The organism is Kitasatospora sp. SUK 42 (assembly GCF_015776785.2).
In the GTDB taxonomy this organism is placed as follows: Bacteria; Actinomycetota; Actinomycetes; order Streptomycetales; family Streptomycetaceae; genus Kitasatospora.
The window spans coordinates 421,127-444,910 of the sequence record NZ_LFMD02000007.1; the positions used below are offsets into that span (position 1 = coordinate 421,127).

The 23,784-nt window shown below is 73.2% G+C and carries 18 protein-coding genes; 13 read left to right on the plus strand and 5 right to left on the minus strand.

Annotated elements, in window-relative coordinates; genetic code table 11:
- The first annotated feature begins 148 nt into the window (after nt 1–148).
- Nucleotides 149–1,060 (plus strand): glutaminase, encoded by a 912-nt coding sequence (locus tag RZ50_RS23580; protein WP_374199994.1) that lies wholly within the window; start codon nt 149–151, stop codon nt 1,058–1,060.
- Between the two features lie 168 nt (nt 1,061–1,228).
- Here the strand turns inward: RZ50_RS23580 and glmS are convergent, their stop codons facing one another.
- Both glmS and RZ50_RS23590 read right to left on the minus strand, forming a co-directional pair.
- A complete protein-coding gene (glmS, locus tag RZ50_RS23585) occupies nt 1,229–3,055 on the minus strand; it encodes a glutamine--fructose-6-phosphate transaminase (isomerizing) (protein ID WP_196951655.1) in 1,827 nt (608 codons plus the stop codon).
- 107 nt (nt 3,056–3,162) lie between these two features.
- Nucleotides 3,163–3,438: a hypothetical protein gene (locus RZ50_RS23590; protein ID WP_196951654.1), complete on the minus strand. Its 276-nt coding sequence runs from the start codon at nt 3,436–3,438 to the stop codon at nt 3,163–3,165.
- Between the two features lie 250 nt (nt 3,439–3,688).
- On the opposite strand from RZ50_RS23590, the gene asnB reads away from it, so the two are divergent.
- The 3 genes from asnB (at nt 3,689) to RZ50_RS23605 (ending at nt 8,482) form a co-directional block, all read left to right on the plus strand.
- Nucleotides 3,689–5,539 (plus strand): asparagine synthase (glutamine-hydrolyzing), encoded by a 1,851-nt coding sequence (asnB, locus tag RZ50_RS23595; protein WP_196951653.1) that lies wholly within the window; start codon nt 3,689–3,691, stop codon nt 5,537–5,539.
- A gap of 212 nt (nt 5,540–5,751) precedes the next feature.
- Nucleotides 5,752–6,888, plus strand: a complete 1,137-nt coding sequence (locus tag RZ50_RS23600) for a hypothetical protein (protein WP_196951652.1) — start codon at nt 5,752–5,754, stop codon at nt 6,886–6,888.
- Nucleotides 6,889–7,057: 169 nt separating this feature from the next.
- On the plus strand, nt 7,058–8,482 hold the full coding sequence (locus tag RZ50_RS23605) for a pyridoxal-dependent decarboxylase (RefSeq protein ID WP_196951651.1): 1,425 nt from the start codon (nt 7,058–7,060) through the stop codon (nt 8,480–8,482).
- Nucleotides 8,483–8,736: 254 nt separating this feature from the next.
- Here the strand turns inward: RZ50_RS23605 and RZ50_RS23610 are convergent, their stop codons facing one another.
- On the minus strand, nt 8,737–8,952 hold the full coding sequence (locus RZ50_RS23610; RefSeq protein ID WP_196951650.1) for a hypothetical protein: 216 nt from the start codon (nt 8,950–8,952) through the stop codon (nt 8,737–8,739).
- 259 nt (nt 8,953–9,211) lie between these two features.
- Between RZ50_RS23610 and RZ50_RS23615 the strand changes: the two genes are divergently transcribed.
- The 8 genes from RZ50_RS23615 (at nt 9,212) to RZ50_RS23650 (ending at nt 19,928) form a co-directional block, all read left to right on the plus strand.
- Complete coding sequence (locus RZ50_RS23615) at nt 9,212–9,928, plus strand: GNAT family N-acetyltransferase (protein ID WP_196951649.1); 717 nt, start codon at nt 9,212–9,214, stop codon at nt 9,926–9,928.
- A 261-nt stretch (nt 9,929–10,189) separates the two neighbouring features.
- Nucleotides 10,190–11,452, plus strand: a complete 1,263-nt coding sequence (locus tag RZ50_RS23620; protein WP_196951648.1) for a MurT ligase domain-containing protein — start codon at nt 10,190–10,192, stop codon at nt 11,450–11,452.
- A 46-nt stretch (nt 11,453–11,498) separates the two neighbouring features.
- Complete coding sequence (locus tag RZ50_RS23625; RefSeq protein ID WP_196951647.1) at nt 11,499–12,227, plus strand: type 1 glutamine amidotransferase; 729 nt, start codon at nt 11,499–11,501, stop codon at nt 12,225–12,227.
- A 352-nt stretch (nt 12,228–12,579) separates the two neighbouring features.
- On the plus strand, nt 12,580–13,605 hold the full coding sequence (locus RZ50_RS23630) for a 6-phosphofructokinase (RefSeq protein WP_196951646.1): 1,026 nt from the start codon (nt 12,580–12,582) through the stop codon (nt 13,603–13,605).
- A 286-nt stretch (nt 13,606–13,891) separates the two neighbouring features.
- On the plus strand, nt 13,892–15,004 hold the full coding sequence (locus RZ50_RS23635) for a hypothetical protein (RefSeq protein WP_196951645.1): 1,113 nt from the start codon (nt 13,892–13,894) through the stop codon (nt 15,002–15,004).
- A gap of 155 nt (nt 15,005–15,159) precedes the next feature.
- Nucleotides 15,160–16,155, plus strand: coding sequence for a 2-hydroxyacid dehydrogenase (locus RZ50_RS23640; protein ID WP_196951644.1), 996 nt, complete (start codon nt 15,160–15,162; stop codon nt 16,153–16,155).
- 406 nt (nt 16,156–16,561) lie between these two features.
- Nucleotides 16,562–18,196, plus strand: coding sequence for a ribosomal protection-like ABC-F family protein (gene abc-f, locus RZ50_RS23645; protein ID WP_196951643.1), 1,635 nt, complete (start codon nt 16,562–16,564; stop codon nt 18,194–18,196).
- Between the two features lie 79 nt (nt 18,197–18,275).
- Nucleotides 18,276–19,928: an ABC-F family ATP-binding cassette domain-containing protein gene (locus tag RZ50_RS23650; protein ID WP_196951642.1), complete on the plus strand. Its 1,653-nt coding sequence runs from the start codon at nt 18,276–18,278 to the stop codon at nt 19,926–19,928.
- A gap of 28 nt (nt 19,929–19,956) precedes the next feature.
- Here the strand turns inward: RZ50_RS23650 and RZ50_RS30200 are convergent, their stop codons facing one another.
- Entirely contained in the window at nt 19,957–21,051 is a 1,095-nt protein-coding gene (locus tag RZ50_RS30200) for a helix-turn-helix transcriptional regulator (RefSeq protein ID WP_196951641.1), read from the minus strand.
- A gap of 131 nt (nt 21,052–21,182) precedes the next feature.
- On the opposite strand from RZ50_RS30200, the gene RZ50_RS29950 reads away from it, so the two are divergent.
- Nucleotides 21,183–23,594, plus strand: coding sequence for a LuxR C-terminal-related transcriptional regulator (locus RZ50_RS29950; RefSeq protein WP_196951640.1), 2,412 nt, complete (start codon nt 21,183–21,185; stop codon nt 23,592–23,594).
- Here RZ50_RS29950 and RZ50_RS23665 read toward each other — a convergent pair.
- Nucleotides 23,584–23,751 carry a hypothetical protein gene (locus RZ50_RS23665; protein ID WP_196951639.1) on the minus strand — a complete coding sequence of 56 codons (168 nt, stop codon included), beginning with the start codon at nt 23,749–23,751 and terminating at the stop codon, nt 23,584–23,586. The genes RZ50_RS29950 and RZ50_RS23665 overlap by 11 nt on opposite strands.
- Nucleotides 23,752–23,784 lie beyond the last annotated feature (33 nt).

Consider the following 23,784-nt stretch of genomic DNA (forward strand, 5'->3'; position numbering starts at 1 on the left):
AGGCGGGCGACCGCCTGTGCCCGGGCACCTCGTGGAACACGGATAATCACTGGTCGGACCGGGTGTCGCCGCACAGCGGCGGCGCCCGGTCCCGATCATGTCCGTACCGACCACGCGTGGAGGAAGAGCCTTGTTCGATGGGGAGATCCTGGACTACCCGGTGCTGCTGGAGGCCGCCGAGGCGGCCGCCCGGGCGACCACGGGCCGGGGCCGCGTCGCCGACTACATCCCGGCCCTCGCCACCGCCGACCCGGAGGCCTTCGGCATGGCCGTGGCCACCGTCGACGGCGAACTGCACGGCGTCGGGGACTGGGAGCGGCCGTTCTCCATCCAGAGCGTCTCCAAGCTGTTCTCGCTGGCCCTGGCGCTCTCCTACGGCGGCGACGCGCTCTGGCAGGGCGTGGGCCGCGAGCCGTCCGGCAACCCGTTCAACTCCCTGGTGCAGCTGGAGACCGAGCACGGCATCCCGCGCAACCCCTTCATCAACGCGGGCGCCCTGGTGGTCACCGACCGGTTGCAGTCCCTGACCGGCGACGCCTCCGGCGCCGTACGGGAGTTCCTGCGCCGCGAGTCCGGCAACCCGCTGCTCGACACCGACCCGGTGGTCGCCGTCTCCGAGGCCGAGCACGGCCACCGCAACGCCGCGCTCGCCCACTTCATCGCCAGCCACGGCAACCTGCAGAACCCGGTCGAGACCGTCCTCGACCACTACTACGCCCACTGCGCCGTCGCCGCGAGCTGCCGCGACCTCGTCCTGGCCGGCGCGTTCCTCGCCCGCTACGGCGTGCGCACCGACGGCACGCGCCTGATGTCCCGCAGCGAGGCCAAGCGGATCAACGCCGTCCTCCTCACCTGCGGCACCTACGACGCCGCCGGCGAGTTCGCCTTCCGGGTCGGCCTGCCCGGCAAGAGCGGCGTCGGCGGCGGCGTCCTCGCGATACTCCCCGGCCGCGCGGCCGTCTGCGCCTGGGGCCCCCGCCTCGACCCGGCCGGCAACTCCGTCGCCGCCGTCACCGCCCTCGACACCCTCACCACCCTCTCCGGCTGCTCGATCTTCTGACCGCCCGCCGGCGTCCACGTCCCCGAAGCGCCTGACAACCGCCAACGGTCCCCCAACATCCCTCCCGCACAGGACAATTGACAGAACGTTCGGAGAGTTCGAGCGGGCATCGGCGCGCCGCGGGCCCCGGCCGTCCGCACAGCGACCGGGGCCCGGGGAGCGGAACCGCTACTCGACCGTGACGCTCTTGGCCAGGTTGCGCGGCTTGTCCACGTCGCGCGCCAGGGCGACGGCGGCGTGGTAGGCGAGCAGCTGGAGCGGGATGTTGAGGAGCAGCGGGTCGAGTTCGGGCTCGCTCTTGGGGACCAGGATGCAGTGGTCGGCGAGCTTCTCCTCGGGGCGGCGGTGGGCGACGGCGATGACGCGGCCGTGGCGGGCCTTGATCTCGCCGAGGGTGGTGAGGTTCTTGTCGAGCAGTTCGTCGTCGGGGACGAGGGCCACGGTGGGGAGTTCGGGGCTGATCAGGGCCAGCGGGCCGTGCTTGAGCTCGCTCGCCGGGTAGGCCTCGGCGTGGACGTAGGAGATCTCCTTGAGCTTCTGCGCGCCCTCGCGGGCCACGGGGTAGCCGCGGACCCGGCCGATGAACATCATGCCCGCCGACTCGGCGTACTCGGCGGCGAGTTCGGCGATGGTCCCGCTCTGGTCGAGGATCTCGCGGATCTGGTCCGGCAGGGCCTGGAGGGCGGCGACGATCCGGCGGCCGTCGGCGGGCGAGAGGTCGTGGATGCGGCCGAAGTGCAGGGCGAGCAGGGCGAAGGCGACGACGGTGGAGGTGAACGCCTTGGTGGAGGCGACGGAGACCTCGGGGCCGGCGTGCAGGTAGATGCCGCCGTCACACTCGCGGGCGATGGCACTGCCCACGGTGTTGACGACGCCGAGCACCCGGCCGCCCTTGCGCTTGATCTCCTGGACGGCGGCGAGCGTGTCGTAGGTCTCGCCGGACTGGCTGACCGCCACGTACAGGGTGTCGGCCTCGATCACCGGGTTGCGGTAGCGGAACTCCGAGGCGGGCTCGCTGTGCGCGGGGATGCGGGCCAGCTCCTCGATCAGCTGGGCGCCCATCTCGCCCGCGTAGTAGGCGGATCCGCAGCCGAGGATCTTGACCCGGCGGATCTCGCGGAGCTCCCGGGCGTCCAGGTTGAGGCCGCCGAGGTGGGCGGTGTTGAAGCGCTCGTCGAGCCGGCCGCTGAGGGTGCGCTCGACGGAGGCGGGCTGCTCGTGGATCTCCTTGAGCAGGAAGTGCTCGTAGCCGGCGGTGTCGTAGGAGTCGATCTCCCAGTCCACGGTGGACGGCTGGCGGTGGGTGGTGCGGGCGTCGGCGGTGAAGGTGCGGAAGCCGTCGGCGCGTACGGTGGCCAGCTCGCCGTCCTCCAGGTGGACGACCTGGCGGGTGTAGCGGACCAGGGCGGAGACGTCGGAGGCGACGAACATCTCCTTCTCTCCGATGCCGAGCACGATCGGGCTGCCGTTGCGGGCGACGACGATGCGGTCGGGCTGCTCGGCGTCGAGCACGGCGATGCCGTAGGTGCCGACCACCCGGCCGAGCGCGGCCCGGACGGCGTCCTCCAGTTCGACGCCTTCGACGGCGTGCGCGGCGATCAGGTGGGAGAGCACCTCGGTGTCGGTCTCGGAGCGGAAGACGGCGCCGTCGGCGGTCAGCTTGGCGCGCAGTTCGTCGGCGTTCTCGATGATGCCGTTGTGGACGACGGCGATCCGCTCGGCGTTGTCCAGGTGGGGGTGCGCGTTGGCGTCGCTGGGCACGCCGTGGGTGGCCCAGCGGGTGTGACCGATGCCGGTGCCGCCCTTGAACCGGGCGGGTACGGCGGCGGCGAGGTCGGCGACCCGGCCCTTGACCTTGCGCAGCTTGATCCCGCCGGTGCGCCCGGCGACGGCGACGCCGGCCGAGTCGTAGCCGCGGTACTCCAGCCGGGCCAGTCCCTCCAGCAGGAAGGGGGTCGCGTCCTTGGGGCCGATGTAGGCCACGATTCCGCACATGCGTGGGCTCCTCTTCAGATGACTTCGGGGACGGCTTCGGGTGGGACCGGGGACGGCTCCGGGCTTGTCGGGCCGGGGACAGCTCCGGGTGCCTTCGGGGACGGCGCTCAGCCGTACACGATCCGGCGCAGCTGCCGCGCCGAGAGTTCCGGCGCCGCGACGCGGCGGGCGGGCAGTTCCTCGGCGAGCCGGGCGAAGATCCGTTCGTTGGTCAGGCCGCGTGCCTGGAGCTCGGTGTGGCGGCGGCGCACGTACTCCTCGGTGCTCTCGGAGAAGTACGCCAGGACCTCCGCCACGACCCGCGCCGCCTCGCGGGGCCCGAGCGGGCTGGTCCGGGTGAGGTGGGCGAGGAGGTCTTCGTGAGGGTGGGGTGAGCTCGGCACGAGTGAGGAGCCTAGGTCGGACCGGCCATCGAAGCCAAGGATCTTGCCCGAATTCGGGCAGACTTCGCCAATTTCGATCCACGCAGCCCCTCCACCCCCTCCCGCCCCCCTTCTCCCGCAGCTGAGAAGCGGCCCTCCGCACCCCTTGTAGTGGCACCGGCTCCACACGTAGCGTGACCCCCGGAACACGAAGCGGAAGAAAACGCGGAAGAAACCGAAGCGGAAGCAGCGGAAGACCGGAGGCTTGCGGATGTGCGGGATCACCGGATGGGTCGCCTTCGAGCGCGACCTGACCTCCGAACGGGGCGTCCTCGACGCGATGACGGACACTCAGCTCTGCCGCGGCCCGGACGCCGGGGGCGTCCACCTCCAGCCGCACGCCGCGCTCGGCCACCGCCGGCTCGCGGTGATCGACATCGAGGGCGGCGTCCAGCCGATGACGGTCGAGCAGGACGGCCGGCTGCTGGCCGCGCTCACCTACAGCGGCGAGGTCTACAACCACCGCGAGCTGCGCGCGGAACTGGAGGCGGCCGGGCACCGCTTCCGCACCCGCAGCGACACCGAGGTCGTGCTGCACGCCTACCTGGAGTGGGGTGCGGGCCTGGCCGAGCGGCTCAACGGCATGTTCGCCTTCGCGATCTGGGACGCCCGGAGCGAGGAGCTGCTGCTGGTCCGCGACCGGATGGGCGTCAAGCCGCTGCACTACCACCCCACCCCTGACGGCGTGGTCTTCGGTTCCGAGGTCAAGGCCCTCCTCGCCCACCCCGCCGTGCGCCCGGTGGTCGACCTGGACGGGCTGCGCGAGCTGCTCGGCTTCACCCGCACCCCCGGCCTCACCCCGTACCGGGGCATCCGCGAGGTCCGGCCCGGGCACGTGGTGCGGGTGCGCCGCGGGGGCCTCTCGGAGCACCGCTACTGGGCGCTGGAGGCGCGCGAGCACGCCGACAGCCTGGAGGCCACGATCGCCACCGTGCGGGCGCTGCTGGACGACATCGTCCACCGCCAGCTGGACTCCGACGTACCGCTCTGCTCGCTGCTCTCCGGCGGCCTGGACTCCAGTGCCGTCACCGCCATCGCCGCCAAGGCGCTGCGCGACGCCGGCGCCGGCCCGGTGCGCTCCTTCGCGGTGGACTTCGCCGGCCAGAGCGAGAACTTCCACGCCGACGGGGTCCGGCAGACCGAGGACGGCCCGTACGCCCGGCTGCTCGCCGACCACGTCGGCGCCGACCACAGCGTGATCGAGCTGGACGCCGCCGAACTCTCCGACCTGTCCCAGCGCTCCGTCGCACTGCGCGCCCGCGACCTGCCGAACGGCGTCGGCGACATGGACATCTCGCTGCTGCTGCTCTTCCGGGACGTGCGCCGCCAGTCCACCGTCGCGCTGTCCGGCGAGTCCGCGGACGAACTCTTCGGCGGCTACCGCTGGTTCCACGACCCGAAGATCATCGCCACCGAGGACTTCCCCTGGGTCGACGGCCTCACCAGCATCGCCGGCGGCGGCGCCGCCCCGCGCGAACACCTGCTCGACACCGACCTGCTCCGCAAGCTCGACCTGGACGGCTACCGCCGGGCCCGCTACCGCGAGGCGATCGCCGAGGTCCCGCACCTGGACTCCGCCGACCCGCTGGAACGCCGGATGCGCGAGATCTCCTACCTCAACCTGACCCGCTTCGTCAGCATCCTGCTCGACCGCAAGGACCGGATGAGCATGGCCAACGGGCTGGAGGTACGGGTGCCGTTCTGCGACCACCGGCTCGTCCAGTACGTCTTCAACACCCCCTGGGCGATGAAGAGCTTCGACGGCCGGGAGAAGAGCCTGCTGCGCGCCGCCGTCAGGGACGTGCTGCCGGCCGCGGTCGCCGATCGGGTGAAGAGCCCGTACCCCGTGACGGCGGACCCGCACTACCCGGCGGCGCTGCGCGCCGAACTCACCCGGCTCGCCGCCGCCCGGAAGTCCCCGGCGCTGGACCTGCTGGACGGGCGGCGCCTGGCCGACGCACTCGCCCCGACCACCGACCCGCAGTCCGTGCGGCTGGCCGTCGACCTCGCCCTGGACCTCGACCTCTGGCTGAGGGAGTACCAGGTGACGCTGGAGCTGTGAGCCGCCCCCGGACGGTGCGGCGAGCGGCAGGCCGCCGGGCCGCTGCGCCGTCCGGGTGAACACCGGGACCCCCTCCCGCCCCGTCGGCGCGCCACGCCGATGCGATAGCGTCGCCGACACCTCCCGAATGGCGGGCGAAAACGCGGCGTCAAGCCCCCGCGCCGTCACGATGGGAGTGAACCGTTCACGTCGATCCGCCGGGGGATCCCGTCATGCAGCCGCGACTGTTCGCGATTCTCACCGCCCTGCTCCTGGGCGTCCTGGGCCTCGGTTCGGTGGCCGTCACCGACTGGTCGCCCGCGGTGGCCACCGCGACCCCGGACGGGTCGGCCGTGCAGGGAACGCCCGCCGGAGCCCGGCCGGCCGTCGCGGGCGCCCCGGGCGCTCCAGGCGCTCCGAGCGCCACCCCGACCGGCGACCCGGCGGTGTGGACCCGCTCGACGCTGCGCAACAAGCTGATGGCCGAGATGGACGCCACCGACCCCGGCGTCGCGCTCGCCGACCTCGACCGGATCACCAAGGAGAAGCCGTACACCGTGCGCTTCTGCCACCCGATCGCACACGAGCTCGGCCACGCGGCGGTCAAGCGCTTCAACGCCGACTTCCAGAAGGTCATCTCCTTCCCGCACGAGACCTGCGCGGCCGGCTACCTGCACGGCGCGGTCGAGGAGATGCTCAACGCCTCCTCCCAGCCCGAGGTGGACCTGCTCAAGCTGTGCGCCCCCCAGAACACCGGGCCGTGCATCCACGGCGTCGGCCACGGCACGATGTTCGTGGTCAAGCAGGACGTCGCCAAGGCGCGCGAGCTGTGCAACAAGTTCCCCAGCGACCAGAACAGGATCCGCTGCTCCGAGGGCCTGTTCATGCAGTTCTTCGGCCCGGACGAGGAGGACGAGCAGGCCAAGGCCAACCTGCCCGCCGACAAGCTCGCCCAGGACCCGCTCTACCCGTGCAAGGACCAGCCCTCCCTGTTCCAGGCGGCCTGCTACTTCTACGCCCCGACCTTCTACCTGTCCTCGCACGACTACCCGAACCACCCCGAGGTGTACGCGGACGCCCTCAAGTGGTGCCTCAACGGCAAGGGGAACGGCGGGGCGGTGGACTGCAGCCGCGGCGTCGGCTCGCGGACCATGAAGTACAACCTGGACCGCGAGGACTGGGCCGCCCAGCAGTGCGCCACCGCCGCCGACGGCTGGCAGCGCAAGGCCTGCGCCGAGGGGCTGGTCAGCTACTACACGGTCAACTACACCGACGGCGGCGCGGCCGGACGGCTCTGCGCCAAGATCACCAACAAGGAGATGCAGGGCTACTGCCGCTCCGCAGGCGGACTGTCCAAGTCGCTGGACTGACTCACCCGACCGACTCACCCCGACTGGTTCACCGAACCGACCCACCGGACGGAGCCGTCCGGTCTCACGATCAGGGCCCGCGCCGCACGGTGCGGGCCCTTTCCGTAGGATCACCAAACCACGGTGCGCCAAGGAGGCCGCGCCTCCTCCGGCCGCACTGGAGCACGTCATGACCGCTGAGGACTTCCGCGGCGCCGCCCACGCCACCGCCGACCTCGTCTCCGACTACCTCGCCGAACTGCCCGCCCGCCCGGTCTGGCAGCCGATGGACGAGTCCGCCCGGCAGGCCCTGCTGGACGCCCCGCTGCCCGCCGAGGGCCGCCCGCTCACCGAGCTCCTGGACGCCATCGGGCAGGACGTCCTCCCCCACCCCATGGGCAACGGCAACCCCCGCTTCTTCGGCTGGGTCAACTCCGCACCGGCCCCCGCCGGGGTGCTCGCCACCCTCGCCGCCGCCGCGATGAACCCCAGCTCGGCCGGCGGCGACCACGCCGACGTCCACCTGGAGCGCGCCGTGGTCCGCTGGACAGCCGAGCTCGTCGGCTTCCCGCACCCGGCCGGCGGCGGGCTGCTCACCTCCGGCACCTCGATGGCGACCATCGTGTGCCTGGCCGCCGCCCGCAACCGCGCCGCCCGGCTGGCCGGCCGGGACGTCCGCGAGGACGGCCTCGCGGGCCTGCCGCCGCTGGTCGGCTACGTCACCGGCGAGACCCACTCCTGCGTCCGCAAGGCCGCCGAGCTCCTCGGCCTCGGCAGCCGGCACCTGCGCACCGTCGCCACCGGCCCGGACGGCCTCCTGGACACCGCCGAGCTGCGGGCCGCCGTCGAACGCGACCGCGCGGACGGGCTGCTGCCCTTCCTGGTGGTCGCCTCGGCCGGCACCGTCGGCACCGGCGCCGTGGACGCCTTCGACCCGATCGCGGACCTGTGCGAGGAGCAGGGCCTGTGGCTGCACGTGGACGGCGCGTACGGCGCCTTCGGCCGGCTCGACCCGGCCATCGCGCACCGCTACGCGGGCCTGGAGCGCGCCGACTCGCTCGCCCTCGACCCGCACAAGTGGCTCGGCGTCCCGGTGGACTGCGGCTGCGCGCTGGTCCGTGACACCGACGAGCTGCGCGGCACCTTCAGCCTCGTCCCGTCCTACCTGCGCGACGAGGAGGCCGGCTCGCTCGGCTGGTTCTCCGAGTACGGCACCGAGCAGACCCGCCCGTTCCGCGCCCTCAAGGTCTGGGCCACCATCGCCCACCGCGGCCGCTCCGGCCTCGCCCGCGACATCGCCCACTGCACCGCACTCGCCCGGCGGCTCGGCGAACTCGTCGAGGCAGACGGCGAGTTGGAGCTGCTCGCGGAGGTGCAGACCTCCATCGTCGCGTTCCGCCACCGCGCCCCCGGCCTGGACGAGGCCGCCCTCGACGCCCTCAACCGCGAGCTCCCGGTGGCCGTCCAGCGGCGCGGGCGGGTCTTCGTCACCGGCGCCCGCCTCGGCGGGCGCGAGATGCTCCGCGCCTGCCTGCTCAACGCCGCCACCACCGAGGAGGACGTCCGCCTACTGCTCGCCGAGGTCAAGGCGGCGGCCCGCGAGCTGCTCCCGTAGGAGCGGCGCCGATTCCGCCAACCGGCCTTCCGTTCATGGCTTCCGACTGACCGCCAGACCCACCTCCCCGGGTCGCTCGGGTGCGGCTCCAGCGCCGTCACGGCGGCCGTCGTCCAAGGCCAGAGCGGCGGGCCGCCGAGCGGCCTCTCGCGCAGCTCCTCCTCGTCCGCCCTCCGCCACCGCCGCGATCGAGCGCACGGCAACGGGCGCCCACCCCCGGGTGGACGCCCGTGCCAGCGGTTCTGACGCCCCGTTCAGCCCTTGCTCGGCGCCTGCGGCACGCAGGCCGTGTTCGCGAGCAGCGACCCGAAGCCCCCGAGCAGCGCACCGACCACGCTCCGGCAGGCGGCGGCCTGCTCGGGGGTGGTGATGTTGCCGTCGTCGGCGGCGGCCGGCTGGGCGAGAGCGATCGGTGCGGCGAGCAGCAGGGCGCAACAGGCGGTCGCCAGCGCGGAGTTCATCCTGGACATGCGGAGCCCCTTCGGACGGGAGGGAGGAGACGGGATCGGCGCGAAGCCGAGCCATCCCTATCCGAAGGGGCCGCCGCGCTCACGGAGGCTGGGCCATCCGTGAGCGTGTCCGCGTCAGCCGGTCGGGAGCCGGCCGGCCTCCCGACCGCAGGGGGCACCGGTCTGGACCTGTTCCGGCCACAGGCCCCACCACCCTGGGCATTCGCCCGTTCACGATCACGTAACCGGCCGGAAGCGAGCCGTCGGTAGCGTCGGCGGCATGACGGCATCACGCACTCGCCCGGAACGGCTCTGGCACCGGCCCTTCCGGAGGTCCGATCGCAGGTGCGCGGCGCCCGACGGCCAGGCCACCCGGCTGCCGGCGCTCACCGACGGCCCCTACCGCCTCGCCCGCCCGCACCCGGCCCCCACTGTCCCGGCCACCCCGGCCGACCCTGCCGGGCCGGCCGCCGGGGCGGTGTCCCGGCTGTCCCTGCCGGACGGGATCGAACTGCTGCTGCGCCCCGCCGGGCCGGGCGACAAGGCGGCGGCGCTGGCGATGCACGGCCGCTGCTCCCCCGCCGCGCTGCGGCTGCGCTACCACGGCCCGGTCCGCGACGCCGACCGCTACCTGGACCACCTGCTCGACCCCCGGCACGGCCACAGCCTCGCGGCGGCCGCCCCCGACGGCCGGATCCTCGCCCTCGGGCACCTGATGTGGGACGACGGCGAGGCAGAGCTGGCCGTGCTGGTCGAGGACGCCTGGCAGCGGCGCGGGCTGGGCCTGGCCCTGCTGAAGCGGCTGACGGCGGCAGCCCGGGCGGCCGGGATCGGCACGGTGTACGCGGTGACCCACGCCGGCAACACCGGGATGATCGCCTCGATGCGCGCGCTGGCCGCACCCCTGGACGTCCACGCCGAGGACGGCACCCTGGTGATCACCGCCACGCTCACCACGGGAACCGCGCCCGCCCCCGCACCCGCCCCGGGCCGCTGATCAGTTCTTCACCACATCCTCACGGGTCACCCGGGGAACCCGGCGACCCCGGCGGAGCGTCGTGAGTCGGTGAACGGTCCCTCCGTACACCGCCCTCCTTGACGGACTTTCAGCGGCTCCGGCGACCGCGTCACAGCAGGCGGCGTGGGGTCCGGATCGTCCGGTCGAGCGACGGAGTCGGTAGGCTGACCCCGTCCCCGCCGCCCGACGGCCTGTTATCCGGCCACCGGGTGGTGCCGCAGCAAGGAGGAACCACTGAGCATGGCAGGCACCGAATCGGAGCCCACAGGCGCACGCGACGCCTCGCTGCCGGCCCGCGCCAAGATCGCGGTCACGGCCGGCCGGGTCGCCGCCGCCGTGTCGCGCAAGGCCGGGCGCGGAAGCGGCTCGGTGATCGGCGGCAAGGTCGCCCTCAGGCTCGACCCCGATCTGCTCGCCACCCTCGCCGACCACCTCGACGTGGTGCTGGTCAGCGCGACCAACGGCAAGACCACCACCACCCGACTGATCGCCGAGGCGCTGCGCGCCGCCGGCCCGGTGGTCTCCAACGCCCTGGGCGCCAACATGCCGGCCGGCATCACCTCCGCCCTGGCCGGCGGCAGCGACGCCCGCTTCGGCGTCATCGAGGTCGACGAGAAGTACCTGGCGACGGTCGCCCGCGACACCCGCCCCAAGGCGATCGCCCTGCTCAACCTCTCCCGCGACCAGCTCGACCGCGCCGCCGAGACCCGCATGATGGCGGAGAAGTGGCGCGAGGGCCTTCAGAACACCGAGGCCGTGGTCATCGCCAACGCCGACGACCCGCTGGTGACCTGGGCCGCATCCTCCTGCAAGAAGGTGGTCTGGGTGGCCGCCGGACAGGCCTGGAAGGAGGACGCCTGGTCCTGCCCCGCCTGCGGCGGTGTGATGCAGCGCCCCGGCGACGACTGGTTCTGCCAGGAGTGCGGCTTCCGGCGCCCCAACCCGCACTGGGCGCTCCAGGGCACCCACGTGATCGACCCGCAGCGCGGCGCCTGGCCGATCCAGCTCCAGCTGCCCGGCCGGGCCAACCTGGCCAACGCCACCAGCTCGGCCGCCGTCGCCGCCGTGTTCGGCGTCTCCCCGCAGGTCGCACTGGAGCGGATGCGCTCGGTGGCGGCCGTCGCCGGCCGCTACGACGTGGTCCAGTACCAGGGCCGGGACATCCGGCTGCTACTGGCCAAGAACCCGGCCGGCTGGCTGGAGACCTTCTCGCTGATCGACGGCCCGCCCGCCCCGGTGATCCTCTCCGTCAACGCCCTCGACGCCGACGGCACCGACACCTCCTGGCTGTGGGACGTCGACTACGAGCGCCTGGCCGGGCACCCGGTGTTCGTGATGGGCCAGCGCAAGCTGGACCTGGCCGTCCGCCTGGAGGTCGCCGGGCTCCAGTTCCACGTCGTGGACACCCTGGAGCAGGCCGTCCGGATGGCCCCGCCCGGCCGGATCGAGGCCATCGCCAACTACACCGCCTTCCAGCAGCTGCGGAAGGTCGTGGCCGGCTGATGCCGCGCCCGCACGCCCCTCTTTTCGTGACGGAAGGCCTTCGAGGATGAGTGAGAGCAGCCTGCGCGTGGTCTGGGTCTACCCGGACCTGCTCAGCACCTACGGCGACCGCGGCAACGCCCTGGTCGTGGAGCGCCGGGCCCGCCAGCGCCATCTCAACGTGACCCGGATCGACGTCCGCTCCGACCAGGCGATCCCCACCAGCGGGGACATCTACCTGATCGGCGGCGGCGAGGACCGCCCGCAACGGCTCGCCGCCGAGCGGCTGCGCGCCGACAGCGGCCTGGTCCGGGCCTCCGAGAACGGCGCGATCATCTTCGGCGTGTGCGCGGGCTTCCAGATCATGGGCCACGAGTTCATCAACGACCTCGGCGAGCGCGAGCCGGGCCTCGGCCTGCTCGACACCTGGACCACGCGCGGCGAGGGCGCCCGCTGCGTGGGCGACGTGCTCGCCGACGTCGACCCTCGGCTCGGCCTGCCGCAGCTGACCGGCTTCGAGAACCACCAGGGCGTCACCCACCTCGGCCAGGGCGTCCAGCCGTTCGCGACCGTCTCCGTCGGCCGGGGCAACGGCACCGGCGACGGCACCGAGGGCGCCTGGCGGGACACCGTCTTCGGCACCTACCTGCACGGTCCGGTGCTGGCGCGCAACCCCGCCGTGGCCGACATGCTGATCAAGCTGGCGCTGGACGTCAACGCCCTGCCGCCGGCCGACACCACCTGGTACGACGCGCTGCGCGCCGAGCGCATCGCCGCCACGACGCGCCCCGCGTAGTACTTCCCCACCGCCCCGCCCGGGTGACCGCGATGCGGTCACCCGGCCCGCGGGCGGCCCCGGACGTACCACAATGGGGATGCCGGCTGCACACCCTCCTCGGCAGCAGGCTGCACTTCCACGCGGGGGCGCCGACGGCGCCGCTCCCGCGTCGGCTCCTGCCCGGCCGGACCAGGGGCCGTATGCTCGACTTCACGGTCGATTTCGGACGTTCCGTCCGGATCGGCCGGTCCTTCACCCCGCGGCCACCTCCCCGCCACCACGGCGTGGGGGCGCCTCGTTACGGTGACGGCTCGTCGTCCCAGCCTGTAGTCCGGCCGTTCCTCGGTTCTGCTCGGGAGTTGCAAAGCTAATGCGTATTGGAGTGCTGACCAGCGGCGGTGACTGCCCCGGCCTGAACGCGGTGATCCGATCCGTGGTCCACCGAGGGGTGGTCGACCACGGCGACGAGATCATCGGGTTCGAGGACGGATGGCGCGGTTTCCTGGAGGGCCACCACCGCCCCCTGACCCTGGACTCGGTGAGCGGCATCCTGGCCCAGGGCGGCACCATCCTCGGTTCGTCCCGCGTCCAGCCGAGCCACCTGCGCGACGGGGTCGAGCGGGCCAAGAAGTACTGCGCCGACCTCGGCCTGGACGCGGTCATCCCGATCGGCGGCGAGGGCACCCTGAAGGCCGCCAAGCTGATGAGCGACGCGGGCCTGCCGATCGTCGGCGTGCCGAAGACCATCGACAACGACATCGCCGCCACCGACGTGACCTTCGGCTTCGACACCGCCGTCTCGGTGGCCACCGAGGCCCTGGACCGGCTGAAGACCACCGCCGAGTCCCACCAGCGGGTCATGGTCGTCGAGGTCATGGGCCGGCACACCGGCTGGATCGCCCTGAACGCGGGCATGGCGGCCGGCGCGCACGCCATCGTCGTCCCGGAGCGCCCGTTCCACATCGAGAAGCTCACCGCCGTGGTCCGCGAGCGCTTCGACCGCCAGAAGAAGTTCGCCATCGTGGTCTGCGCCGAGGGCGCCAAGCCCGAGCCCGGCACCATGCACTGGGAGGAGGGCACCAAGGACATCTACGGCCACGAGCGCTTCACCGGCATCGCCACCCAGCTCTCCCGCGAGCTGGAGCACCGCCTCGGCAAGGAGGCCCGTCCGGTGATCCTCGGCCACACCCAGCGCGGCGGCACTCCGACCGCCTACGACCGGGTGCTCGCCACCCGCTTCGGCTGGCACGCCGTGGAGGCCGTCCACAAGGGCGCCTTCGGTCACATCACCGCGCTGCAGGGCACCGACATCAACCTGGTCCCGCTGGCCGAGGCCGTCGCCGAGCTGAAGACCGTCCCGCAGGAGCGCTACCTGGAGGCCGAGACGGTCATCTGACCGCCCCGCCCCACCGCGGAGCCCCCGGTCCGTCCGACCGGGGGCTCCCGTGTGACGTCGGTTCCCGGGACCCGATCGTGGTCCTGGGGACCGACATCGTCGTTTCGGGCGGGTCCCATGCCGATCCGTCCGACCGGGGCCGGGGAGATCCCTGCGGGGCCGAGGGCGGTGCCGCGGGTCGGCACGGTCATTGGTAGCTTCTTCCCCACCTCGGGACAGCCGTCGGAGCCGTCGCGGGCGGCATCATCGGCCGGAAGGCCGGCGGCGGGGTGGGAGGACTGTCCACGTGACGGAGCTTTTGCGGGGCGCGACCCCGACGGTCGCACTGCGGGAGGGCGACGACCTGGTGGTCGCCGAACTGGAGGCGGGCGCACCGATCCGGCAGTCACGACTGCCGGGGTGCCAGTCCCATGACGTCCGGCTGTACCGGGTCCGGATGGTCCGACACGACCGGGGGATCTCGGTGATCGCCCCGGCTGTCGACGGTGGCGCTCCCGTACATGTCGCGGACGACGTGGGCGGGGAGTTCACCACCCTCCCGGCCTCGCCGGCCACCGACCCGCAGCCGGGCCAGTACCACGTGCTGCGGGACGGGACGACCGTGCTGGTCGGTGCGGTGCGCCGGCCGACGGCACTCGGCACCGTGCGCAGCGTGCACCGGCTGCCCTGGGGTGCCACGGCCTGGGAGGAGCTCTCCGTCCCGGACCTCTACCTGGTCCTGGGTGTCACCAGCACCCCGGAGGAGCCGCTGGTGCTGACCGGCGGCAGGCTGGAGGCCCCGGACCGCTCGGGCGAGCCTCGGCTGGTGCCAGTGCTGCTCACCCCGGTGCCCACCGGGGACGGGTGGCGCGAGCTGGACCTCACCGGGTGGGGCCGACCGTCGGTCGCCTGGCGTCTCAGGCTCGGTGGGGCCTTGGTCGACCCGCGCACGGGCGCGTTCGCGGAGGCGGCCGGGGCCGGTGACCTCTGGTGCGCGGCGACCGAGTTCGGCGACTGGTGGGAGCACACCCTGCTCTACGCGGCGGACGTGGCCGAACGCTCGTGGTCGTTCCTCCGCCTCTCCCACGACAGCGTCGTGGGGCGCCCCTCGGTCGCGGCGGACGGTGTCACCGCCGTCTCCGCCGCCGGGCGGCTCCTGCGCTACGCGCGGGGTGCGCGACGGTGGAGGTCCTCGGACCTGCGCCCCGTGCTGCGCGGGCTCCATCCCGACGTCTCCGCCGGAGTCACCGTCACCGACATGGCGGTGGCGGAGAACCGGCTCGTGCTCGTCGTCGGCCCGTCCGGCCAGGAGCTGCCCAGGGGGCAGGCGGTCTGTTCGCTGCCCCTGGACGGAACGTCCGCCGAGGTTCTCCTCGATACTGCGGGTTCCGACCGGGTGGTGCGTGCCCTGACGGCCTGATCGCCGGATCGCCGTCCGGGGCCCCGTCCCTCCTCCTGGAAGGGCGGGCCCCGGGGTTCCGACGGGCATGGCGAGTCCGACGGGTCTGGCGGGCGCTCGACCGACGGTCCGGATAGCGTGACCGGTGGAGCGGACCACCCACGGAAGGACAGCCGATGGAGATCCTCGCGTACGGAGTGCAGGCCGACGAACGACCGCTGCTGGAGCGGGCCTTCGCGGGCCGCCACGCACTGCGCTGCCTGGACGTGTTCCTCAACCACGACACCGCCCCGCTGGCCGCCGGGTACCCGGCCGTCAGCAGCAGCGTCAACGCCGTCCTGGACGCCGGGACGCTCGCCGTCCTCGCCGCAGGCGGCACCAAGCTGATCGCCCAGCGCTCCACCGGCTTCAACAACATCGACCTCGACGCCGCCGCCGACCTCGGCCTCACCGTCGCCCGGGTCTCCTACTACAGCCCATATTCAGTTGCTGAACACGCCTGGGCCCTCGCGCTGGCCGTCAACCGCCGCCTCACCCGCGCCGCCAACCGCACCCGCGAGTTCGACTTCCGCCTCGACGGCCTCCTCGGCCGGGACATCCACGGCATGACCGTCGGGGTCATCGGCACCGGCAAGATCGGCGAGTGCTTCACCCGCATCGCGGCCGGCTTCGGCACCACCCTGCTCGGCTGGGACATCGCCCCCAACCCGGTGTGCGAGGAACTCGGCATGCACTACACCGAACTGCCCGAACTCCTCTCCCGCGCCGACCTGATCAGCCTCCACGTACCGCTCGTGCCGGCCACCCACCACCTCATCGACACCTCCGCCCTGGCCCGGATGAAGGACGACGCCATCCTCATCAACTCCAGCCGCGGCGGCCTCGTCGACAGCGCCGCCCTCGTCGAGACCCTGCGCGCCGGGCGGCTGTCGGGCGTCGGCCTGGACGTCTACGAGGAGGAGACCGGCGTCTTCTTCACCGACCGCTCCATCCACGGCATCACCGACGACACCCTCGCCCGCCTCGTCACCTTCCCCCAGGTCCTCGTCACCAGCCACCAGGCCTACTTCACCCACACCGCCGTCGGCCAGATCATCGACGCCACCGCCCGCAACATCGACGACTTCGCCCTCGGCCGCACCAACGAGAACACCCTCGTCCCGAAGAACTGACCCGACGGACCGGCACAGCCCTCATCGGTGGCGGCAGACGGACGCCCGAGGCGCTGGTGCAACGTCAAAGGCCAGGCAGGCGGGACCCTCACCCGACGGGCCGCGGTGAAACGGACTGCGGTGAAGGCCAGTTGTCGATCGGCCCCCACCGAGGCACACCTGCTCGCCCCCGCGGTGGCGCGCGAGGTCTGTTACAGTCGGCGTGACCTTTATTCGTGTGATCGAGGAGTGGCAGACGTGGCGGGTGACGACGACATCTCCGGGTGAGATCCGGATCTGACGGCCACCGGCCGGTGCTTCACGAGCGCCGCAGCCGAAGTGGTCCGCATCGTCGTGCCCCTTTCCCCACATCTGCCCGGGGCAGAGGTCTACCCTCCTGCCCTCGCTCTTCTTCGAGGTCATCTCCATGTCCGACGCTGCCGTCGTCTGCTCCAACCTCTCCTTCGCCTGGCCCGACGACACCCCGGTCTTCCACGACCTGTCCTTCGCCGTGCCCGCCGGCCGTACCGGCCTGGTCGCCCCCAACGGCTCCGGCAAGAGCACCCTGCTCAGGCTGATCGCCGGCGAACTCAAGCCCGCCACCGGCTCGGTGACGGTCACCGGAAGGCTCGGCCACCTCCGCCAGAGCCTGCCCCTGAGCTCCGACCTCACCGTCGCCGAGGTCCTCGACGTCGCCGGGATCATCCGGGCCATCGACGCCGTGGAGTCCGGGGACGTCGACGAACGGCACTTCACCACCATCGGCGACGACTGGGACATCGAGGAGCGCACCCGCGCCCAGCTCGACCGCCTCGGCCTGGCCGACCTCACCCTGGACCGCGGTCTGAGCACGCTCAGCGGCGGCCAGATCGTCTCCCTCGGCCTCGCCGCCCAACTGCTCAAGCGCCCCGACGTGCTGCTGCTCGACGAGCCGACCAACAACCTCGACGCGGAGGCCCGGCACAAGCTCTACGACGTGCTGGCCGACTTCAACGGCTGCCTGCTGCTGGTCAGCCACGACCGCGCGCTGCTCGACCGCATGCAGTCCATCGCCGAACTCGGCACCAGCGAACTGCACTTCTACGGTGGCAACTTCACCGCCTACGAGGAGGCCGTCCGGGCCGAGCAGGAGGTCGCCGAGAAGAACGTCCGCAACGCCGAACAGGAACTCAAGCGGGAGAAGCGGGAGATGCAGCAGGCCCGCGAACGCGCCGAGCGCCGCCAGAGCAACGCCGCCCGCAACCTCAAGAACGCCGGCCTGCCCCGCATCTTCGCCGGAAACATGAAGCGCGGCGCCCAGGAGTCCGCGGGCCGCGCCGGCCAGATGCACGCGGCGCGGGTCAGCGAGGCCAAGGCCCGGCTCGACGAGGCCGGTCGCGCCCTGCGCGAGGAGCAGCGCCTCTCCCTGGAGCTGCCCGACACCCAGGTGCCCGCCGGGCGCAACCTCTTCCTCGGCGAGGGCATGCAGGTGCTCCACGCCGGTCGGCCGGTGTTCGCCGACGGCGGCGTCGACCTGAGCGTCCGCGGCCCCGAGCGGATCGCGCTGACCGGGCCCAACGGCGCCGGGAAGAGCACCCTGCTGCGCCTGGTCACCGGCGAACTCGCCCCGGACGGCGGGGAGATCACGCGCAACGACGGTCGGATCGCCTACCTCTCGCAGCGCCTGGACCTGCTGGACCTCGACCGCACCGTGGCGGAGAACTTCGCCGCGTTCGCCCCCGAGCGGCCCGAGACGGAGCGGATGAACCTGCTCGCCCGCTTCCTGTTCCGCGGCGCCCGCGCCCACCTGCCGGTCAAGGTCCTCTCCGGGGGCGAGCGGCTGCGCGCCACCCTGGCCTGTGTGCTGTGCGCGGAACCCGCCCCGCACCTGCTGCTCCTCGACGAACCGACCAACAACCTCGACCTCGTCAGCGCCGGCCAGCTGGAGAGCGCCCTCAACTCCTACCAGGGCGCCTTCCTCGTCGTCAGCCACGACGAGCGCTTCCTCGCCGAGATCGGTGTGAACCGCTGGCTCCGGCTGGCCGACGGCGCGCTGAAGGAGACCGCGGCCCCCGAGGTGTGACCCGCCGACGTGTGAACGGGCCCGCGCCCGAGGCTCCGTGCCCGGCGGGCCCACCCCCCCTCACCCCGGAAGGCACCCCGTGCTCCAGCACGCCCTGCTCGCCCATGACGTCGTCCGCAACCTCGGCGGCCGACGCGTCCTCGACGGCGTCCACCTGACCGCCTCCCCCGGCCACCGGATCGGCCTGATCGGGGAGAACGGCGCCGGAAAGTCCACCCTGTTGCGGGTCCTCGCCGGGGTGGACGAACCCGACGCGGGGAGCGTCTCGCGCCCCGCCGACCTCGGCTTCCTCCACCAGGAGATGCCCTTCGAGGCAGCCGTGACCGTCGCCGCCGTCCTGGACGACGCCCTGCGCGAGGCCCGCGAGGACCTCGCGGAACTCGATCGGCTCGGCGGCGAACTCGCCCGTGTTCCGGAGGACTCCCCCGGCCACCCGGAACTCCTGGACGCCTACGGCAGGCGGCTGGAGCAGGCCCGGTACCGGGAGGCCTGGGACGCCGACCGCCGCGCCGCCCTGGTCCTCGACGGGCTGGGCCTCGGCGCGCTCGGGCACGACCGCACGCTCGGCACCCTGTCCGGCGGTCAGCGCGGCCGGCTGGCCCTCACCGCGCTGCTCGTCCGACGGCCGTCCGCGCTGCTGCTGGACGAGCCGACCAACCACCTCGACGACGGCGCCGCCGCCTTCCTGGAGGAGCAGATCCGCGCACTGCCCGGCACCGTGGTCGTCGCCGCCCACGACCGGGCCTTCCTCGACGCCGTCTGCACCCATCTGGTCGACCTCGACCCGGCGGTGGACGGACCGGTCCGCTACGGCGGCAACTACAGCGCCTACCTCGGCGAGCAGCGCGCCGAGCGGGAACGCTGGGAGCGGCGGTACGCCGAGGAGCAGCAGGAGCTGGCGCAGCTGCGGCACTCGGCCGGCGTGACGGCTCACCTGGTCGCACCGGACCGGGGGCCGCGCGACAACGAGAAGATGGGCTACGGCCACCGGGCGGGCCGGGTGCAGAACCAGGTCTCCCGCCGGGTACGCAACGCCACCCGGCGGCTGGAGGAGCTGGAGCGCGTACAGGTCCCCGAGCCGCCGCGCCCGCTGCGGTTCACGGCCGGTGCCCTGGCCGGCGCCACCGAGGAGGAGGACACGCAGCCCCTGGTGTCGCTCCGGGACGTCCGGGTGCCCGGCCGGCTCGCACTGGACGACGTGGAGGTGTCAGCGGCCGACCGGCTGCTGGTCACGGGCGGCAACGGGACGGGCAAGTCCACGCTGCTCGCGGTGCTCGCCGGGCACCTCGCCGCCGAGGGCACGGTACGCCGACGCCCCGGGCTGACGGTCGGGCTGCTCACCCAGGACACCGTGTTCGACCGGCCCGACCGCACCGTCCGTGACACCTACCAGCGGGTGCTGGGCGCGGCACGCGCCGAGGAGGTCCCCTTGGAGTCGCTCGGTCTGCTGCACGCGGCAGACCTGGACAAGCCCGTCGGCCGCCTGTCCGTCGGACAGCGCCGACGACTCGCACTGGCGCTCCTGGTGGCCGACCCGCCGCAACTACTGCTCCTCGACGAACCCACCAACCACCTCTCCCCGCGGCTGTGCGACGAACTGGAGGACGCCCTCGGCACCGGCCCCGGCGCGATCGTCCTCGCGAGCCACGACCGCTGGCTGCGCCGACGCTGGCAGGGCCGCGAACTGCGGCTGGAGCCGGCGCTGGAGCCGGCCAGGAGCTCGTGCCGCTGACCAGTGCACGGCGGGGCTTCCGCGAGCGTCACCTCGTGGGCGGCTCCGCGACCGCAGGGAAGTGCGACATCATCATCTGCGCGACGAACTCGCGCCGGCTGCGCACACCGGTCCGGTTGAAGATCGACTTCAGGTGGTCCTGGACCGTGACCGGGCTCAGCGAGAAGCGGGCCGCCATCTCCTGGGTGCTCCGGCCGCGGAGCACCTCCAGGGCGATGTCCCGCTCGCGGGCGGTCAGGCCGAACGCGAGCAGGGCGACCGGCATCCGTTCACTCGCCGCCGCCGGGGTGACGACCACCGCGACGCTCCCGTCCGGACGGCCCTCCAGGGCGGAGGCCTGCACGACCAGCCACTGTCCTGTCGGCGTCCGGAGCAACGCCCGGGCCGCCGCGGCGGCCTGCCCGCCGACGGCGAGGCCACGGGCCTGCTTGGCGGCCGTGATGAACGCGCTGGGGATGCCGTCCGCGAGTCGCACGTCCTCGGCCAGTTCGGCGATCAGCGCGTGCGCCCGGAGATCGGCGGACACCAGGGTGTCGTTCGGCCCCAGGATCGCGACGGCCGGCCCGGCCTCCGCGGCCGGCTCGGAGTCGGGTGGTAGGTAGTAGCCGCGCAGCGCCGAGGCGACCTGGCGACTCACCCGCTCCATCAGCGCCAGCTCGGCCGGGCTGAACGCCGCGGCGCCGCCTCTGGTGCGCATGATCGCCGCCGAGCCCCACCGACCGCCCTGGAGGTCGAAGTTGACCCGCAGTTCGTCGGCGAAGCCCCAGGCGGAGAGCAGTTCCCGGTACCGGACACTGCGTTCCGGCCGCCCCTGATGACCGAGCACCATCGACCGGGTGACCTGACCGGACGCCCTGATGGCCGTGAAGGTCGTACTGTCCTCGCTCCACAGCTCCAGCTGGGCGGAGTCCCGGAAGCCCTCGACGTCGAGCCCCTCGGACACCGTCGAGGTGAGGAAGCCGGTGGCCGGATCGGCGCCGTGCCAGCACCCGGCGTCGAACGGCAGGCCCGCCCGGATGAGGGAGTTGAGCTCGCGGAACAGGTCCGCCATGCCGAGCCCGGCGGTGGACAGGTCCGTGATGTCCCCGAGCAGTCTGCGCTCGATGTCCCGGCGGTTGGCCACACATCGATCCTAACCCGGCGCCATCCCCGAAGTCTGGGATACCGCCGGGAGTTGCCGCCGTCCAGGATCAGTACAAACGATCCCTCAGGCGCACGGGCGCAGTACAGGTGGAGCCAACTCCGGAGCCGTCCATGACCATCTTGTTCGAGTCCACCGTCCCCCAGGAGGAACCCGCGGAGCACCGGGCCTTCACGGCCGAGCTGTTCGGGCGGGCACGTGAGACGGCCGAGCTGCTGCGGCTGCTCGCCGACCCCGCCGTACCGGGCGTGCTGCTGTACGGCCTTCCGGGCAGCGGCAAGACCCGGCTGGCGTCCGCGGTCGCCGAGCAGTACCGGGCGGCGGGCACGGCCGCCGGAAGTTCCTCCCCGGAGACACTGTTGACGATTGATCAGATCGAGCCGGGCGAGTACCCGATGCTGCTGGCCCGGTGTGCGTCGAGTGGCGTGAAGCTGCTCGCGACCGGTCGGCGGCCGCCCTCCGGCGCCGGCGCGGCATACCGGGTGGACCCGCTGGCCGTTCCGGTGGACTGGTCGCCGACGGATCTGGACGCCTTCTGCCGCACCCCCTCGGTGCAGGTCTTCACGGCCGCCCGGCGGACCTGGAGCCCGGGCTTCACCGTGACCTCGCGGAACCAGCAGACCGTGGGCCGGATCTGCGTGGAACTACGAGGCCTACCAGGTGCGTTGGTGCTCGCGGCTCGGGTGGCCGCGCTGGAGGGCGTCGGCACCGTGCTGGCCGCACTCGGCGGGGCCAGGGGGGACGGACCCGCGAGCGACCCTGCGGGAGGCGGGCTTCCGGAAGGCGGACTTCCGGCGGGCGGGCTTCCGGGCGCCGGGGCGGAGGCGGGCCGCGTGGTGGCCTCCCCGGTCGAGCCACCCCTCCCGCCTGCGGACCGGTCACCAGGCCAGTCGCCGGACCTGTTACCGGGACGATCGGCGGGGCGCCCCTCAGGACGGTGCGGCCCGCTCGGCGCCGACGAGGCGCGACTGATGTCCTGCACCCCCCTGTTCGTCGGCGGCTTCGGAGCCGAGGCGCTCCGGGCGGTGTCCGGGATCGCGCCGAACGCCTTCCCGGCGGCGCTGGAAGCCCTGCTCGATCGGCAGTCGCTGACGCTTGAGGACCGGCCGTCCGGCCGACTGGACGGTACGGCCGAGACACGGCTGCACGTCCCGTTCGGCGACCTGCCCGAGGCCCGGCCCGCCGACGGTCCGTTCGCCAGCCTCACGCTCCGCCATGCGCGCTACTACGCCCGGCTCGCCGCCGGGGCCCGTCGGCGGCTGGCCTCCGGCGACCAGTCGACGGCCCTGCTCGCCCTGCGCGTCGAGGAGGCCAACCTCCGGCGGGCGGTCGACACACTGACCGGCCACGGGCTCACCGCCGAGGCCCTCGACCTGATGGAACAGCTACTCGCCCACGCCCGAGTCGTCGGCCTCGGCCCGGACTGGACCGACCGGCCCACCGCGCCGCTCGGCGCCGCCCGTCCCATCGGCATCACCGATGAGCGGGCACGGGCCCGGCTCGCGCTGATCCGCGCCGAGGCCCGGCTGCTCGACGGCGACCACGAGTCGGCGACCGCCCTGCTGGACGAGGCCGAGGCGGCCTCACCCGCGCCCGACCGGCCCCGGAGCATGCCCGATGAACCCGCCACGGCGGCCCGACTCCTGCGGCTGCGGGGCCTGACCGGGGTCGACCGGGACCCCGCCCGGGCCCTCACCGCGCTCACCGCGGCGGCGGAACTCCTCCACGCGGGCGACGACGAACCGGAGGCCCTGCGCGTCGAGCTGGAGGCCGCCCTGGCCTCGCTTCGACTCGGCCGTACCGGGCCCGCCGGCGCACTGGCGGGCCGGGTGTTGACCGCGGCGCGGCACCGGGGGGACGTGCTGCTGGTCGGCACAGCCCTGCTGCATCTGGGCCTGCTCGCCGCCGCCGACGGCGATCCGTCCTCGGCCCGCGCCCACTACGCCGAGGGGCTGGCCCATCTGCGCCCACTCGGCGCGGTCGCCACGCTCGGCGCGCTGGTCGGCCTGGTCGCGAGCCCCCTGCGCCCCGCATCGGCGCGGGCGACCGACGCCGCCCGGCTGCTGGGCAGCTTCCATGCGGAGCGATCCGGCATTCCCGGTGATCCCACCGATCCCGATCTGGCCACCGCCCGGATGCTGCCCGGCATCCGCCGCCGGCTCGCCGAGGACGATTTCACCCACGCGCTGGCGGCCGGTGCGGCCACTGCGCTCCTGGACCTGCTCTGCTCCCTCGCCGGGTCGAGCTCCACCGGAACGGCACCGAAACAGCAGTTGACCAGTCGTCAACTGGAGGTCTCCCTCCTGGTGGCCGACGGGCTGAGCAACCACCAGATCGCACGCCGCCTGGGCATCTCGGAGTGGACGGTGGTCAACCACCTCCGCGAGGCGATGCGACGGTTGCAGTGCTCCTCGCGGGTCGGCGTCGCCGGCTGGGTGCACCGCTCGGGCCGCCGTCCGGGCCCCGCTCGCGGCACGCGGCGGGGCCCGGACGACGCGCCACTCGGCGAGTCCGTCAGCCGATGACGGCGATCGTGACGAGCGAGAGGATGACGAGCGTGACGGTCGGGGTGACCTCCACCTCGGCCGAGACGTCGGCGACGCCGGTGGTGGCGAGCTCCTGGATCGCCGCGTTCGGGGTGGTGTAGGCGGCGTAGCCGCCCATCAGATCGGCAGAACTCATGTCGAACTCCCGTGAGATGAAGGGGGAATCGGG

Bases quoted from the DNA above. Each gene is read 5' to 3' on its own strand.
- glmS (WP_196951655.1), bottom strand. From the start codon at position 3,055: ATGTGCGGAATCGTGGCCTACATCGGCCCCAAGGACGCGACCCCCTTC.
- asnB (WP_196951653.1), top strand. From the start codon at position 3,689: ATGTGCGGGATCACCGGATGGGTCGCCTTCGAGCGCGACCTGACCTCC.
- RZ50_RS23600 (WP_196951652.1), top strand. From the start codon at position 5,752: ATGCAGCCGCGACTGTTCGCGATTCTCACCGCCCTGCTCCTGGGCGTC.
- RZ50_RS23605 (WP_196951651.1), top strand. From the start codon at position 7,058: ATGACCGCTGAGGACTTCCGCGGCGCCGCCCACGCCACCGCCGACCTC.
- RZ50_RS23610 (WP_196951650.1), bottom strand. From the start codon at position 8,952: ATGTCCAGGATGAACTCCGCGCTGGCGACCGCCTGTTGCGCCCTGCTG.
- RZ50_RS23615 (WP_196951649.1), top strand. From the start codon at position 9,212: ATGACGGCATCACGCACTCGCCCGGAACGGCTCTGGCACCGGCCCTTC.
- RZ50_RS23620 (WP_196951648.1), top strand. From the start codon at position 10,190: ATGGCAGGCACCGAATCGGAGCCCACAGGCGCACGCGACGCCTCGCTG.
- RZ50_RS23625 (WP_196951647.1), top strand. From the start codon at position 11,499: ATGAGTGAGAGCAGCCTGCGCGTGGTCTGGGTCTACCCGGACCTGCTC.
- RZ50_RS23630 (WP_196951646.1), top strand. From the start codon at position 12,580: ATGCGTATTGGAGTGCTGACCAGCGGCGGTGACTGCCCCGGCCTGAAC.
- RZ50_RS23640 (WP_196951644.1), top strand. From the start codon at position 15,160: ATGGAGATCCTCGCGTACGGAGTGCAGGCCGACGAACGACCGCTGCTG.
- abc-f (WP_196951643.1), top strand. From the start codon at position 16,562: ATGTCCGACGCTGCCGTCGTCTGCTCCAACCTCTCCTTCGCCTGGCCC.
- RZ50_RS29950 (WP_196951640.1), top strand. From the start codon at position 21,183: ATGACCATCTTGTTCGAGTCCACCGTCCCCCAGGAGGAACCCGCGGAG.
- RZ50_RS23665 (WP_196951639.1), bottom strand. From the start codon at position 23,751: ATGAGTTCTGCCGATCTGATGGGCGGCTACGCCGCCTACACCACCCCG.